Consider the following 14,361-nt stretch of genomic DNA (forward strand, 5'->3'; position numbering starts at 1 on the left):
GTTGATGGTGCTCGTGTTCGTGATCGGTCTTCACGCCTGCCAGACGCCATAACCCGCTTCGCGCAAGCCGATTGCAAGTTCCACTTCCATGTCGCGTGCGCCCTCGTAGGGCATCGGGTTGTACATCTCATACAGATGCGGCAAGAGCCGCAAGCCGAAATCGCGCACGAAGCGGTTCGACTGAATGCCCGCCTTGTGCTTGTCGAAGCGCACGTCGGGATCGATTCCCGTCATGCCGACATAGACGAACGGCTTGCCCAACACGTAATCCGGATTCGCACGACGAAAGCGCGCCTCGTCCCAGACTGCGTCCGCCAGCTCGACGACGTAGACCGAATAATGATGCGCTCGCGCGCGCCGGGCCTGCGCCATGAATGAATTGCCTCGCGGCTTGCTCGTTGGGCTGGTCATTCTATGACGGCGCCGCGTGCGCTGCCCGAACGCCCTGCCGAGAGCGCGCTTTCCCTGCCGGATGGCGCTCAAAGTGGTAAATTCGGGTCGGTCTGCGTTCGCGTCAGCGGCCGCGCCGCCGGTAGAATTCCGGCCGCGCCGCAGCGCGTCGCACCGGGCCTTCAGCCGGCCCCGGCGCGAACCGCGCGTGAAGACGATCTCTTCATCCTGCGAACGCCGCATTTATCGATACGTTTCATCCCCGAAGCCTTGCGCCACGAGCCGCGGGCTTCGGCCATCCGGAGATCAAGCAATGAGCAAGCAAGCTATCGGCGTAGTGGGCCTCGCCGTCATGGGCCGCAACCTGGCCTTGAATATCGAGAGCCGCGGCCACGCCGTTTCGGTCTACAACCGCAGCCGCGAAAAAACCGATGAACTGATTGCCGAACATCCCGACAAGAAGCTCGTGCCCGCGTACACGCTCGAAGAGTTCGTGCAGTCGCTCGAAACTCCGCGCCGCATTCTGTTGATGGTCAAGGCCGGTGCCGGCACGGATGCCACCATCGACGCGCTGCGTCCGCTGCTGGACAAGGGCGACATTCTCATCGACGGCGGCAATACGCATTTCACCGATACCATCCGCCGCAATCAGGACCTCGCGAAGTCGGGGCTGCATTTCATCGGCACGGGCGTGTCGGGCGGTGAGGAAGGCGCGCTCAAGGGCCCGTCGATCATGCCGGGCGGCCAGAAAGAAGCCTACGAACTCGTCGCACCGATCCTCACCGAGATCGCCGCGAAGGCGCCTGACGGCGAACCGTGCGTCGCGTACATGGGCCCGGACGGCGCGGGTCACTTCGTGAAGATGGTGCACAACGGCATCGAGTATGGCGACATGCAATTGATCGCCGAAAGCTACGACGTGCTGAAGCGCGTGGCGGGTCTGTCGAACGAAGAACTCGGCAAGGTGTACGTCGAGTGGAATCAGGGCGAGCTGGACAGCTACCTGATCGAAATCACGTCGAAGATTTTCTCGAAGAAAGACGACGAAACCGGCAAGGATCTCGTCGATGTCATTCTGGATCGCGCGGCGCAGAAAGGCACGGGCAAGTGGACGAGCCAGAACGCGCTCGATCTCGGCGCACCGTTGCCGCTGATTACCGAAGCGGTGTTCGCGCGTGTTTTGTCGTCGCTGAAGGATCAGCGCGTGAAGGCGAGCAAGGTACTCACCGGTCCGTCGCCGAAGTTCGACGGCGACCGTGAGGCATTTATCGAATCGGTGCGGCGTGCGCTGTATCTGAGCAAGATCGTTTCCTACGCGCAGGGCTTTGCGCAGTTGCGCGCGGCATCGGACGAATACGACTGGAACTTGCAGTACGGCACCATCGCCAAGATTTTCCGGGCGGGTTGCATTATCCGCGCGCGCTTCCTGCAAAAGATCACGGACGCATATGAGAAGGACGCGGGGCTAGCCAATTTGCTGCTCGATCCGTATTTCAGCGATATCGCCGCGAAGTACCAGGACGCATTGCGCGATGTCGTCGTGGCGGCGGTGAAGGCGGGCGTGCCGGTGCCGGCGTTTTCATCGGCGGTGGCGTATTTCGACAGCTACCGGTCGGAAACACTGCCGGCGAATCTCGTGCAGGCGCAGCGGGACTTTTTCGGTGCGCATACGTTCGAGCGCACGGATAAGCCGGGAAGCTTTCACGCTAACTGGGCTTGAGGGTGCTGGTTTGAGTTGAAGCGGGGCGGCTCTTTTGGAGCCGCTTTTTTTTTGATGGTTCAGGCCGCACGCGCCCAGCCAAAAGAAATTCGAAGCTCGCGCAAGATGTCGAACGTGTCGCGAATCGGCACGCCGAAATTGACGCAGACATTCGGAATCTTTACTTTGGTCGTGTGCTCGTGGAAACGTTCGTGGGTCGCAACGCCGCAACCCATCGTTCGGGCTTTCGCAATAAGCCACGGGTCCGCGCCGCCAAGGAACTGATCTCTGCTCGGCCGGGTGTATCGGTCAATTGATTCGATATGCTGAACGATTTCGATAAAAGAAGATTGGGTTTCTTCGTCTGTCACATCCACGAACCAACCGGTTCCGCGCCGCGCCTCGATCCACTCCGCAAGACCGTCTCCCTTGCCCGCGAGTTCGTCGTAGACTTCGCCGATGCTCGCAATCAGCCCTTTCGCATTCGCGTCGTCCAGCCAATCCCAGAAGCCAGGGCAAATATCGCTTGCATAATACCGATTCTGCGCCTCGATAAAAATGTTGCTGTCCAACAGATACATGCTTACTTTTCCCCGTACACACTGTCCGCGAGTTGTCTGAGCTTTGCAGGACTGATTCCAAGCATGCTGCCTGCGTCGCGCAGCAGCATGCGGCCTTCGAGAGCCGATTCCAGTACCGCCTTCGTGAGTAACTTGCTGTTTCTGACCGCCAGCGTCTTGTAGGCATTGCCGCCGCGAGTCCTGCGCGCTCCGGCCGCGGCCCAGTCTCGACGTTCGGATTCATAGAAGCGACTGAATTCGTCCCACGTCGCGAAGCGCAGTTCGACCGCGCGACGACCGATCACGATTCCGCTTACCTTGAACATTCGCGCGAGCTCGCGCACTTGCGCTGCGAAGTCCTGACGCGGCGTCCAGCGGCCGCGAAGCTCCTCGGCGGGAACGAGGAATTCGGCCGCGGCAGCGTTGCATTGACGTTCGATGTCGCTATCGCGCGCCTTGACGTCCCCGAGCCGCTCGTTGGATATACCGCTCGCCCCGAGCCAGATATGAGCCAGTTCGTGTATCACCGTGAAGATCTGGGCGGCCTTTGCGTCCCTCGCATTCAGGAAGATGACGGGCGCAAGTTCATCGGCAATGGCGAAGCCACGAAACTCATCGACCGAAAGCGGACGATGCGTATTGTTCCCGACGATTCCCGAACGCATGACGAGAACGCCCGCCGCCTCGATGCGCCCGATCAACAAGCGCAAATAGTCTTCCCAGTTGCCGCTTTCGGCGCGATCCTGCGCGGTTATCTTGAGCGCACGTTTCATATTGGCCGCGACGGTGGTGGCGGCGCTGTGCATGTCGAGCCGTCCGGGAAAATCTAGCGATGGCTCGCCCTGCTGCTGCCGGTGTTCCCTGAACCACGCTTGCTTCCTCAAGACGTCGTTTAGCAACTCGCGGAAATTCGTGCTGAGCGGCTTGACCGGACCATCGCCGACAGTCCGGAAATCTGCAATGGGCAGGGGTTCTTCAGGCGGCTCGGCAAGATAGAGGTAGCCAAAGGGTATATGCGTAAGCTCCGCAATCCGCTTGGCCTGCCTGAAGGTAGGCATTCGCACGCCGGCTTCCCACGAAGAGACGCGTGCAGCCGGTGTTCCCAGCTTGTCGGCCAGTGCTGGCGCGTCGATACCCGAACGCTCGAGCGCCCAGGAAAGTATCGCGGGATTGATTCGTGCCTCGGTCATTACAGGGAGTGTCGCTGCCACCTGCTGCCACCTCGATTGCGTCAAACGATGCTCAAGGTCCGGCCGCTAAGGAAACGCCTTGATCGTCATTCGGGAAATGAATGACAAGAGCCTACCATTGGAAATAGCACTGTGTCGTTGACTTGAAGCAGGCACACCGCTTCAGTCAGATACCCCCACCCAAGCCCCATCCCTCCCACTACTCCTCAACACCGCCTCCACGAACCTCAACCCCGCGACGCCATCCTCGACCGTGGTCAGCCAGTCATCCCCCTGCGTCGTCCCGCTAGCGATACACGCCGCCGCATCCGTATAAAGCTGCGCGAAAGCCTCCAGATAGCCTTCCGGATGCCCCGCCGGAACCCGCGTCGCGTGCAGCGCCTCGGCGCTTTGCACGCGTCCGCGCGTGATTCGCTGCGACGCGCCGCCCACCGGCGTGAACCACAATTCGTTCGGCTCCTGCTGATCGAACATCAAACCGGCCTTCGTGCCATAAACGCGCAGGCGCAACGCGTTCTCTTCGCCCGCCGCGACCTGGCTCGCCCACAACATGCCGCGCGCGCCGTTCGCGTAGCGCAGCATCGCTTGCACGTGATCGTCGATACGCCGCCCCGGCACGAACGTCGTCACTTCCGCCGCCAACTCCGACGGCCGCATCCCCGTCACATAGTCGGCAAGCTGATACGCGTGCGTGCCGATATCGCCGAGGCATCCCGCCGGCCCCGCGAGCGCGGGATCGGTGCGCCACACGGCCTGACGGTTCGCCTGCGTTTCCACCGGCAACGAGAGCCAGTCCTGCGCATACTCGACCTGCACCACGCGGATATCACCCAGCAATCCCTGCCGCACCATGCCGCGCGCATGCCGCACGAGCGGATAGCCCGTGTACGTGTATGTCACCGCGAACACCAGCCCCTTGTCGCGCGCGAGCTTTTGCAGCGCCTCGCCTTCGGCCAGCGATACCGCGAGCGGCTTGTCGCAGATCACGTGGATGCCGGCTTCGAGAAACGCCGTGGCAATGGGCGCATGCAGATGATTCGGCGTGACGATAGCCACCGCTTCCACGCCGTCCGAACGCCCCGCCTCGACGCGCGCCATTTCGCGATAATCGCCATAGCTGCGCGGCAAACCGATTGCCGATGCGCTCGCCGCCGCGCGCCGTGGGTCCGATGACAACGCGCCCGCCACCAGCTCATAACGGTCGTCGAGCCGCGCCGCGATCCGATGCACCGCGCCGATAAACGCGCCCTCGCCGCCGCCGACCATGCCCAGCCGCACGCGCTTCATCGCGTTTCTCCCATGCCGAGCACGCCGCGCAACTGCTCGCGATTCGCGCCGCTGCCCGCGAAGTCGTCGAAGGCGCGTTCGGCCACGCGGATGATGTGATCGCGGATAAACACCGCGCCTTCGCGCGCGCCGTCTTCCGGATGCTTCAACGCGCATTCCCATTCGAGCACGGCCCAGCCTGGGAAATCGTATTGCGCCATCTTCGAGAAGATCGCCTTGAAGTCGATCTGCCCGTCGCCTAACGAGCGAAAGCGCCCGGCGCGCTCGACCCATCCCGAATATCCGCCGTACACGCCTTGGCGGCCATTCGGCCGGAACTCCGCGTCCTTCACATGAAACGCCTTGATGCGCGCGTGATAGATGTCGATGAACGCCAGATAATCGAGTTGCTGCAAAACGAAGTGACTCGGATCGAACAGGATATTCGCGCGCGGATGGTCATCCACCGCCGCGAGAAAGCGCTCGAAGGTCACGCCATCGTGCAGGTCTTCGCCGGGGTGCAGTTCGTAACACACGTCGACGCCCGCGTGCTCGAACTCATCGAGAATCGGTCGCCAGCGCGCGGTAAGTTCCTCGAATGCGGCTTCGACGAGACCCGCCGGACGCTGCGGCCACGGATAGAAATACGGCCACGCGAGCGCGCCCGAAAAGGTCACATGCGCGGCGAGCCCGAGCCGTTTCGATGCCGCCGCCGCGTACTTCAATTGCCCGGTCGCCCATTCGGTGCGCGCGGCCGGATTGCCTCGCACATGGGGCGCGGCGAAGCCATCGAACAAGGTGTCGTAGGCCGGATGCACCGCGACCAGTTGCCCTTGCAGATGCGTAGACAATTCGGTGATCGCGACGCCCGCATCCTCGACGGTGCGGCGAATGTCGTCGCAATACGCATCGCTGGATGCGGCCTTCTCCAGATCGATGAGACGCGGGTCCGCCGGCACCTGAATGCCCGCGTAGCCGAGTCCTTTCGCCCACGACGCGAGATGCGCGAGCGAGTCGAACGGCACGTCGTCGCCCATGAATTGCGCGAGAAAGATCGCGGGGCCCTTGATGGTCTTCATCTTTCGCCTCGATATTTGAACAACGCGAAGGGCCGGTCGAAACCGGCCCGCCACTCAGAACGGCGAGTTCGGGTAATAGAACTGCTTGGCGTTCTCCTTCGTGATGAGCACCGAGGGAATGATCGTGGTCGGCGGCAGCTTGTCGCCCTTCAGGCGCGCTTCGGCGGTGAGCTTGATCGCGTCGTAGATGAACTTCGGCGAGTACGAGACGTCGGCCTTTACGAGCTTGTCGCCATCCATGATGCGCTTGACCGCTTCCTTCGATCCCGCGCCGCCGAACACTTCGTTGATATCGGTGCGCTTTGCCTGCTCGATCGCCTTCAGTACGCCGATCATCATGTCGTCGTCGGCGGCCCACACGGCGTCGATGTGCTTGAAGCGCGTGAGATAGTCCTGCATGGTCTTGAAGGCGTCGTCGCGATTCCAGTTGGCGTATTTCGCATCGAGAATCTTCATGTCCGGATGCTGCTTGATCACGCCTTCGAACGCGGCCCAGCGTTCGTTGTCGAGGGTCGTCGGAATGCCGCGCAACGCGACGATATCGCCCTTGTTGTCCAGCGTCTTCGCGAGATACTCGGCAGGTAGCTTGCCGAACGCGGTGTTGTCGCCGGCGACGTACGCGTCCTGCGCGCTGGTGTCGGTCAAGCCGCGATCCACGACCGTCACGTACACGCCTTTCTTCTTCACCTGCGCGACCGGCTGCGTGAGCGACGCCGATTCGAACGGGAAAATCACGAGCGCATTGATCTTGTTGACCGTCACGAGATCCTGCAACTGGTTGGCCTGTTCGGGCGCGCCGGCCGCCGTCTTCACGATCACCTTGAGGTCGGGATGCGCCTTCTCCAGTTCCTTCTTCGCTTCGTTGGCCCACCAGACGATACCGCCCGTGAAGCCGTGCGTCGCGGTCGGAATGGCGACGCCGAGCACGACTTTATCGGCGGCGGATACGGACGTGGAAACGGCGAACGCGCTCGCCGTCAAGGTAAGCGCGGCGAGCGCGCGAAGCACGAGTTTCATGACGATGTCTCCTGTGTTTTAGATACTTCTATCGACGTCCACGCTGCAGGAAGGCCACGAAGATGATCACGGCGCCCTGCACCGCCGCATTCAGATACACGCTGATGATGCTCGTCAGGTTCAAGATGTTGTTGATGACCGAAAGCAGAATCGCGCCGATGACCGTGCCGATCACGCGCCCTTCGCCGCCTCTGAGCGCGGTGCCGCCCACCACCACGGCCGCAATGGCTTCGAGCTCCCACAAGAGGCCGGTGGTCGGCGTGGCCGAACCGAGCCGCGGCACGTAGAGCACGGTCGCGACCGCGACGCACAGTCCAAGCAGCACGTAGGTCGCGATCTTCACCTGATCCACGCGAATGGCCGCATAACGCGCAACCTGTTCGTTCGAGCCGATAGCCTGCACGTGACGCCCGAACACCGTGCGATTGAGCACGATAGCGCCGCCCGCCGCGACGATCAGGAACACCCAGATCGGCACGGGCACGCCGAAGAGACTCGCGTAATAGACCGGGCCGTAGAGATCGACGAGCGAATTGTCGAGCGTGAGCGCGCCGCCATCCGCGAGCCATGTCAGAAGCGCGCGAAACACGCCGAGCGTTCCCAGCGTGACGATGAACGGCTCGATGCGCCCCTTGGTCACGAGCAAGCCATGCGCGAGCCCGAACAACGCACCGAGCACGAGCGCCAGCACGATGCCGAGCGCGAGAATCGCGAGCGGCGGCACGGCATGTCCGCGCACGCCCTGCAGCAGCCCGTTCATCATGTAGATCATGCTGCCCGCGATGAGCGCGGCCATTGACCCGACCGACAGATCGATCCCGCCCGAGATGATGACGAAGGTCATCCCCACCGCGATGATGCCGATGAACGATGTGCGCGTGAGCACGTTCATGGCGTTGTCGAAAGTGGCGAAGTCGCCGTTGAGCATGGTTCCGCCGACGCAAAGCGCGATCAGTCCGATCAGCGGCCCGACGCCGAACAGTATGCGTGAGTAGGCGGCGAGGCGGCTTTCCTGCGCGGTGTCTTCAGTGTGTGCCGGTCGCATGCGCGATCAACCTCTCTTCGGTCAGGAGTTCCATGCCGAGCGTCGCGACGAGCTCGCCCGCGCGCATCACCGCGACGCGATGACAAAGCCCGATGAGTTCGATCAGCTCGGAAGAGATCACGATCACCGCGCGGCCTTCGGCGGCCAGGCGATGAATCAGGAAATAGATGTCGCGTTTGGCGCCGACATCGACGCCGCGCGTCGGTTCGTCGAGCACGATCACGCGCGGATCGGGATGCAGGAACTTGGCGAGCGCGAGCTTCTGCTGATTGCCGCCCGAGAGCATGCGCGCGCGGCTCTTCGCGTTGCCCGTGCGTATGCCGAAGTCCTTCACGGCGACTTCGAGCGCCACGCGTTCCGCGTGCATGTCGACGAGCGGATGCGCGTAGCGTTCCAGCGTCATCATCGTGAGATTGTCTTTCAACGCCATGTCGACATGCAGGCCGCGTCCCTTGCGGTCTTCGCTCAAGTAAGTGATGCCGTGACGCATGGCGTCGCGCGGGCTTTTGAGCTTCACGGTGCCATTTTCAATCGCGATGGTTCCCGCGCTCAGCGGCCGCAAACCCACGAGCGCTTCGAAGAGTTCCGTGCGTCCCGCGCCGACGAGACCCGCGAAGCCGAACACTTCGCCCGCGCGCACCGAGAAGCTCACGCCTTCCGCCCAGCCCGGCACCGACGCTTGATCGACCTTGAAGGCGACGGGCGCATCGGCGGCGAGCGGCGGCTTGTCCGGGAACATGTCGGAGACTTCGCGGCCGACCATCAGGTTCGCCATTTGATGACGCGTGATTTCATCGGTCGGCGAGCGCGCGACGAAGCGGCCATCGCGCATGACGATCACTTCGTCGGTCACGCGCTCCACTTCGTCGAGCTTGTGCGAGATATAGACGATGGTCACGCCCGCTTCCTTCAGCCGTGCCATCAGCGCAAAAAGACGCTGCGTTTCCGAAGGCGTGAGCGTCGCGGTGGGCTCGTCCATGATGAGCAGGCGCGCATTGCGCAGCATCGCCTTGGCAATCTCGACCAACTGCTTTTCCGCGACGATCAAGTCGCGCACGCGCGTGTCCGGGTTCTTGTGCAGGCCGACTTCGGTGAGCGCGTCGCGGGCGGCATCGCGCATGGCCGGTTCATCGAGAAAGAAGCCGCGCCGCAACTCGTGCCCGAGAAACATGTTCTGCGTGATGCTGAGATGATCCGCGAGGTTCAGTTCCTGGTGGATCAGCACGATGCCGGCATGTTCCGCTTCACGCGAACTTCTGAAGTCGGCTCGTCTTCCGTCGATCACCATCTCGCCTGCGTTGGCGCGCTCGTAGCCAGCGAGGATTTTCATGAGCGTGGACTTGCCCGCGCCGTTTTCGCCAAGCAAGCCGTGGATGCGTCCCGGCTTCAGATCGAAGCTCACGCCGTGCAGCACGCGCACCGGCCCGAACTGTTTTTCGATTCCCTCGAAGCGCACGGCGAGGCTCATTTTCACGCGCTCCTTCGTTGAATGAGTCGATGCGGCAGCAGCACGCCCGGCACGTCCGCGCGTGGATCGCGCAGGCGCTTGAGCAGCAGTTCCGCCGCCGTTTCACCGAGCGCCTGCATGGGCTGCGAGACAGTGGTAAGCGGCGGATAGACATGTGCGGCCACCGCGATATCGTCGAAGCCCACTACCGCGACATCTTCCGGTACGCGCAAGCCGACGCCGCGCAAACCGTTCATCACGCCGATGGCGAGCGTGTCAGAAACGGCGAAGATCGCGGTCGGTCTTGTGCGCTCGCCAAGCGAGGCAAGCTGCGTGGCCGCGCGTTCGCCGGCGTCGTAATCGAGGCTTTCGAGTTCGACCTGCCACGCCGGATTGGCTTCGATACCCGCGTCCCGAAGCGCATCGCGATAACCGGCCAGCCGCTGGCGTCCGTACAGATAGCCGTGTCCCGAGTTGATGAGCGCGATGCGTTCGTGTCCCTTGCCAAGCAGATACCGCACGACATCGCCCGCTGCAAGATGATTGTCGATGCCCACGTAAGGCACGCCCGCGCCCGGATCGAATTCGCAGCACGCTACCCACGGCAAGGTCGAGGCCTCTTCGGCAAGCGCCTTTTGCACGGCGGCGGGGTCGAGACAGATTGCGCCATCCGCGCGGCGTCCGCGTAACAGGTCGAAGTAACTGCGCTCGCGCAAGGGGTCGGCGCCGGTATCGCACATCAGCATGAAATAGCCGTTTTGTCGCGCCACGCTGTCGATGCCACGTACGATAGCCGCATAAAACGGATTGCCGAAGTCCGGCACCATGGTGAGCAGCAGACGGCTTTCCGCCGTGCGGAGATTGCGCGCAAGTTCGTTGATGCGGTAACCGCTCGCAGCGACCGCCACGCGCACTTTTTCGCGCGTCGTCTCGCGCACGTTCGCATGGCCGTTGAGCACGCGCGATACCGTCGCGACCGACACGCCCGCGCGCTCGGCGACATCCGCTATCGATACTTCCTCGCGTGTACGAACCGTATCCGACATGCTGCGCGCCACCGCGGCGAACGAGATGTAATGGATTACATTATTTGGCGCGAGACGCGCTTAAAGCAACCGGAATCGGCTAGGGATAAACGCTTAAAGCGCGCGTCTGTCGATTTGCTTGCGGCTGGCTCGTCGTAGGGTGTGAGCGGGGAAAGGCCACGCTTGCAACTTATCGAGGAGCATTCCATGCGTTTCATGATGCTGATGATCCCGCGCGGCTACGAAAGCGCGCAACCGGGCACGCTGCCCTCCGCCGAAGCCGTCGCCTCAATGATGAAGTACGACGAAGAACTGCAGAAGGCAGGCGTGTTGCTCGCGCTCGACGGACTGCATCCCCCTTCGATGGGCGCGCGCGTTTCGTTCGAAGGCGGCAAGCCGCGCGTCGTCGACGGCCCTTTCGCCGAAGCCAAGGAAGTGCTAGGCGGTTACTGGATGCTGCAGGTCAAATCGCGCGAAGAGGCCATCGAATGGGCGAAGCGTTGTCCCGCTTCGGACAACGAGGTGATCGAAGTGCGGCAAGTCATGGAGTTCGGCGACTTTCCGCCCGACGTGCAGGAAGCGGCGGCGGGCTTCGATGAAGCGCACAACAAGCCGCGCTCTTAAGCCAGACGCGGAGCATTCGTGCTTTCGCCTCAAGCCGACGCGGTCAGTTCGAATAGCGATTGACGCAAGGCCTTCGCGCGCTTCTCTCCGAACTTCGCTTCGAACTCGGCCTGCGCGATGCGCCATTGCTCGACCGCTTTCTTGAGCGTCTCCTTGCCTTGCGACGTCAGCCGCAGCCCGACTGCACGCGAACTCGCCGCCTGCTGCTCCGCTTCGACGATGCCATCGCGTTGCAAAGGCTTGAGCGCGCGAACGAGCGTGGTGCGGTCCATGACCATGGCGTCGGCGAGATCCGCCATCGACACATCGGGCCGGCGCGCGATAGCCAACATGAGCGTGTATTGCGCGGCCGTGATGCCGGCCACGTTCAGATGCCGCTCGTACAACTGCGAGACATAGCGCGCGGCCTGACGGATTGCGAAGCAGTTGCAATCGAAGAGAGAAGAGTTCGGATTCGTAGCCATGCCGTTTAGCATATTTGTGCATATGCACTTTGTCAAGGGCCGCGTTTTCATCGACGCGACAGGAGGCTCTCGGGACGCGGCGCGAATCGTCGTGGCGCGACTTGCTTCAAATCCCGCAGTGCCGCATCCCGCTTGGGTATTCGGTCCGCCGACGCTATGCCGAAATCCGCATCCGTCACGCGACTTAACAACAAGACGCGGCGAATTTGGCTCCCTAAATTGCGCATGTCCCGCCTCGTTCACCGTGCGCCGGATGCGCGCGAGGGGAAAGCCCTTCTTGCCGGCGCACTTGTGGCGATGTCCCATTCGATAGTCGAAACAGTCAGTCAGACCAACAAGGAGAGGAAACCATGCGTATCCACACGAGCCTCAAGCTAGTCTGCGCCGCCGTCGCGCTTGCCGCGCTGCCGTTCGCCGCGGCCGCCGAGGACATGACGGTGAAAGTCGGCTTTGCCGCGCCGCTCACCGGCGCAAACGCGGGCTACGGCAAAGATCTCCAGAACGGCGTGCAACTCGCGCTCGATGAAGCGAACGCCAAAAAGATCAGCATCGGCGGCAAGACGGCGAAGTTCGAAATCGCGGCGGAAGACGATCAGGCCGACCCGCGCATCGGCGTGCAGGCCGCGCAGAAGCTCGTGGATGACGGCGTGGCCGTGGTCGTCGGACACTTCAACTCGGGCACGACGCTGCCTGCATCGCCGATCTACAACACCGCCGGCATTCCGCTGATCGACCCCGCGGCGACTAACCCGACCATTACCACGCGTGGCCTGGAAAACGTCTTCACGGTCATTTCGAGCGATGCGCAGAACGCGGGCAACGCCGGCGCCTACGCGGTGACGACGACGAAGGCGAAGAAGATCGGCATCATCGACGACCGCACGGCCTTCGGTCAGGGCGAAGCCGACGAGTTCGAGAAAGCGGTGAAAGCGAAAGGCGGCACGATCGTCGCGCGCGAATTCAGCGACAACCAGACGGTCGACTTCAGCGCGCAGCTCACGCGTCTGAAGGCGGCCAACGCCGATCTGATTTTCTTCGGCGGACTGGATCGGCAAGCGGCAGCCGTGGTCAAGCGCATGAAGCAGCTCGGCATGACCGCGCAGTTCGTGGGCGGCGGCGGCGTGATGGATGCCGACTTCCTCAAGCTCGCCGGCGATGCGGCCGAAGGCGCGCAGGCGTGGGAATACGGCAGCCCGCTCGACAAGCTGCCGCAAGGCAAGGCGTTCAGCGACAAGTTCCAGAAACGCTTCGGGGTGGCGATTCTCTCGTATGCGCCGTTCGGCTACGACGCCGCGTGGGCCGCGATCAACGCAATGGAGAAGGCCGGTTCCGCCGATCCCAAGGTGTATCGGCCGGCGCTAAAGAAGATTTCCTTCGATGGCATCACCGGCCCGATCGCATTCGATGATAACGGCGCCTTGAAGAACGCGTCATCGACGCTCTATCAGGTGAAGAACGGCCAGTGGGACACCGTGGTGACAAAGCACGGCATGTAAGCGTTGCACGTGCTCAGGCTTGCACGGCGTTCGTGTAAGCCTGGAGCGTCTCACGCGTCCGTGCCGCCTCCCCTTCCAGCCATTTCGCGAACTGCTGCAAGGTCGGCGACGGCGCGGGCCGCTCGGGGTAGACGAGGTAGTACGCCGCGCCGCTCGGCACACACAGCGAAAACGGCGCGATCACGCGTTTCGCGCGCAAGTCGTCCTCGATCAGCGACAAGTCGCCGATGGTTACGCCCAGACCCTGCATCGCCGATGTGATGGCGAGATCGAGCGTGTCGAAATGCTGCGCCTTCATCGAAGGCAGGCCGGCGTAACCATAAGCGCCGAGCCACAAGAGCCAGTCGCGCCGGTCGCGTGTGGGATGCAAAAGCGTCTTGCCGGCCAGATCGTCGGGCGTCGGCGCGCGGTCCCGCCGAACCTTGAACTGCTCGGGCGCACAGACGGGAGTCAACACTTCATCGAACAGATGGTGCGAGCTAACACCCTTCTGCGCTGGCGCCGGCGCGCCAAACACGATGGCTGCATCGAACTGTTCGGCGTTGAACTCGACACTGTGCGACACGGCTGCTGTCACTTCGATCACCAGCTCCGGACGCTCGTTCTGCAGACGAATGACACGCGGCAAGACCCAGCGCATGGCGCAGGTCGGACACTTCAGACGCAGTGTTCCGTACTGTGCGCCACCTTTCGCGAGCGCATCGGCGATCTGTTCGAAAGCCTGCTGCAACGGCGCAATGAGCAACGCGCCATGATGCGTGAGCGCGAGGCCGCGCGCCTGCCGCACGAAGAGCGCATAGCCGAGATGCGCCTCCAGTCCGGCAATCTGGCGGCTCACCGCGCCTTGCGTCACGTTCAACACATCGGCGGCTCGCGTGAAATTGAGCTTGCGCGCGACCACGAGGAAGGTCTTCAGCACGTCCAGGGATGGCAAGGGTTTCATGTGGTCGTTCGCGGGTTTATCTACGTAGCCATGAATTCGAAGCATGGCTAGTATGACAAAGTTTCGATTGTTCCGGCTTTATTGCCGCGGTTCAATCGACGAACTGCAATACCGGA

14 protein-coding genes are annotated in these 14,361 nt (G+C 62.5%); 3 read left to right on the plus strand and 11 right to left on the minus strand.

Going from position 1 to position 14,361, the window contains the following annotated elements:
- Positions 1–30: 30 nt before the first annotated feature.
- Entirely contained in the window at positions 31–372 is a 342-nt protein-coding gene (locus tag P9292_RS13065) for a hypothetical protein (protein ID WP_309959358.1), read from the minus strand.
- Between the two features lie 331 nt (positions 373–703).
- Here P9292_RS13065 and gndA point away from each other — a divergent pair, with 331 nt between their 5' ends.
- Positions 704–2,110 (plus strand): NADP-dependent phosphogluconate dehydrogenase, encoded by a 1,407-nt coding sequence (gene gndA, locus P9292_RS13070; RefSeq protein ID WP_244829078.1) that lies wholly within the window; start codon positions 704–706, stop codon positions 2,108–2,110.
- 59 nt (positions 2,111–2,169) lie between these two features.
- On the opposite strand, the gene P9292_RS13075 is transcribed toward gndA, so the two are convergent.
- The 8 genes from P9292_RS13075 to P9292_RS13110 all read right to left on the minus strand — a co-directional run bounded on the left by P9292_RS13075 (position 2,170) and on the right by P9292_RS13110 (position 10,739).
- Positions 2,170–2,670, minus strand: coding sequence for a DUF4411 family protein (locus tag P9292_RS13075; RefSeq protein ID WP_309959360.1), 501 nt, complete (start codon positions 2,668–2,670; stop codon positions 2,170–2,172).
- A gap of 2 nt (positions 2,671–2,672) precedes the next feature.
- Positions 2,673–3,839, minus strand: coding sequence for an XRE family transcriptional regulator (locus P9292_RS13080; protein ID WP_309959362.1), 1,167 nt, complete (start codon positions 3,837–3,839; stop codon positions 2,673–2,675).
- A 162-nt stretch (positions 3,840–4,001) separates the two neighbouring features.
- The gene (locus P9292_RS13085) at positions 4,002–5,126 is read right to left on the minus strand and encodes a Gfo/Idh/MocA family oxidoreductase (protein ID WP_309959365.1); all 1,125 of its coding nucleotides are present in this window, start codon (positions 5,124–5,126) and stop codon (positions 4,002–4,004) included.
- A complete protein-coding gene (locus tag P9292_RS13090) occupies positions 5,123–6,184 on the minus strand; it encodes a sugar phosphate isomerase/epimerase (protein ID WP_309959367.1) in 1,062 nt (353 codons plus the stop codon). The genes P9292_RS13085 and P9292_RS13090 overlap by 4 nt, the downstream gene beginning before the upstream one ends.
- A 54-nt stretch (positions 6,185–6,238) precedes the next feature.
- Positions 6,239–7,201, minus strand: coding sequence for a substrate-binding domain-containing protein (locus P9292_RS13095; protein ID WP_309959369.1), 963 nt, complete (start codon positions 7,199–7,201; stop codon positions 6,239–6,241).
- 28 nt (positions 7,202–7,229) lie between these two features.
- Positions 7,230–8,246 (minus strand): ABC transporter permease, encoded by a 1,017-nt coding sequence (locus P9292_RS13100; protein WP_244829072.1) that lies wholly within the window; start codon positions 8,244–8,246, stop codon positions 7,230–7,232.
- A complete protein-coding gene (locus P9292_RS13105; protein ID WP_309959371.1) occupies positions 8,227–9,714 on the minus strand; it encodes a sugar ABC transporter ATP-binding protein in 1,488 nt (495 codons plus the stop codon). The genes P9292_RS13100 and P9292_RS13105 overlap by 20 nt, the downstream gene beginning before the upstream one ends.
- Positions 9,715–9,716: 2 nt before the next feature.
- On the minus strand, positions 9,717–10,739 hold the full coding sequence (locus tag P9292_RS13110) for a LacI family DNA-binding transcriptional regulator (RefSeq protein ID WP_244829070.1): 1,023 nt from the start codon (positions 10,737–10,739) through the stop codon (positions 9,717–9,719).
- A 186-nt stretch (positions 10,740–10,925) separates the two neighbouring features.
- Between P9292_RS13110 and P9292_RS13115 the strand changes: the two genes are divergently transcribed.
- A complete protein-coding gene (locus P9292_RS13115; RefSeq protein ID WP_309959375.1) occupies positions 10,926–11,342 on the plus strand; it encodes a YciI family protein in 417 nt (138 codons plus the stop codon).
- Positions 11,343–11,371: 29 nt separating this feature from the next.
- Here P9292_RS13115 and P9292_RS13120 read toward each other — a convergent pair whose 3' ends face one another.
- Complete coding sequence (locus tag P9292_RS13120; protein WP_250509799.1) at positions 11,372–11,806, minus strand: MarR family winged helix-turn-helix transcriptional regulator; 435 nt, start codon at positions 11,804–11,806, stop codon at positions 11,372–11,374.
- A 350-nt stretch (positions 11,807–12,156) separates the two neighbouring features.
- On the opposite strand from P9292_RS13120, the gene P9292_RS13125 reads away from it, so the two are divergent.
- Entirely contained in the window at positions 12,157–13,302 is a 1,146-nt protein-coding gene (locus tag P9292_RS13125; RefSeq protein WP_244829067.1) for a branched-chain amino acid ABC transporter substrate-binding protein, read from the plus strand.
- A gap of 13 nt (positions 13,303–13,315) precedes the next feature.
- On the opposite strand, the gene P9292_RS13130 is transcribed toward P9292_RS13125, so the two are convergent.
- On the minus strand, positions 13,316–14,245 hold the full coding sequence (locus P9292_RS13130; protein WP_309959376.1) for a LysR substrate-binding domain-containing protein: 930 nt from the start codon (positions 14,243–14,245) through the stop codon (positions 13,316–13,318).
- Positions 14,246–14,361: the final 116 nt, after the last annotated feature.

Origin of the sequence: Caballeronia sp. LZ001 (assembly GCF_031450875.1) — a bacterium.
GTDB lineage: Bacteria > Pseudomonadota > Gammaproteobacteria > Burkholderiales > Burkholderiaceae > Caballeronia.

Coding starts and splice junctions, on each gene's coding strand:
- P9292_RS13065 (WP_309959358.1), bottom strand. CDS start 372: ATGGCGCAGGCCCGGCGCGCGCGAGCGCATCATTATTCGGTCTACGTC.
- gndA (WP_244829078.1), top strand. CDS start 704: ATGAGCAAGCAAGCTATCGGCGTAGTGGGCCTCGCCGTCATGGGCCGC.
- P9292_RS13075 (WP_309959360.1), bottom strand. CDS start 2,670: ATGTATCTGTTGGACAGCAACATTTTTATCGAGGCGCAGAATCGGTAT.
- P9292_RS13080 (WP_309959362.1), bottom strand. CDS start 3,839: ATGACCGAGGCACGAATCAATCCCGCGATACTTTCCTGGGCGCTCGAG.
- P9292_RS13085 (WP_309959365.1), bottom strand. CDS start 5,126: ATGAAGCGCGTGCGGCTGGGCATGGTCGGCGGCGGCGAGGGCGCGTTT.
- P9292_RS13090 (WP_309959367.1), bottom strand. CDS start 6,184: ATGAAGACCATCAAGGGCCCCGCGATCTTTCTCGCGCAATTCATGGGC.
- P9292_RS13095 (WP_309959369.1), bottom strand. CDS start 7,201: ATGAAACTCGTGCTTCGCGCGCTCGCCGCGCTTACCTTGACGGCGAGC.
- P9292_RS13100 (WP_244829072.1), bottom strand. CDS start 8,246: ATGCGACCGGCACACACTGAAGACACCGCGCAGGAAAGCCGCCTCGCC.
- P9292_RS13105 (WP_309959371.1), bottom strand. CDS start 9,714: ATGAGCCTCGCCGTGCGCTTCGAGGGAATCGAAAAACAGTTCGGGCCG.
- P9292_RS13110 (WP_244829070.1), bottom strand. CDS start 10,739: ATGTCGGATACGGTTCGTACACGCGAGGAAGTATCGATAGCGGATGTC.
- P9292_RS13115 (WP_309959375.1), top strand. CDS start 10,926: ATGCGTTTCATGATGCTGATGATCCCGCGCGGCTACGAAAGCGCGCAA.
- P9292_RS13120 (WP_250509799.1), bottom strand. CDS start 11,806: ATGGCTACGAATCCGAACTCTTCTCTCTTCGATTGCAACTGCTTCGCA.
- P9292_RS13125 (WP_244829067.1), top strand. CDS start 12,157: ATGCGTATCCACACGAGCCTCAAGCTAGTCTGCGCCGCCGTCGCGCTT.
- P9292_RS13130 (WP_309959376.1), bottom strand. CDS start 14,245: ATGAAACCCTTGCCATCCCTGGACGTGCTGAAGACCTTCCTCGTGGTC.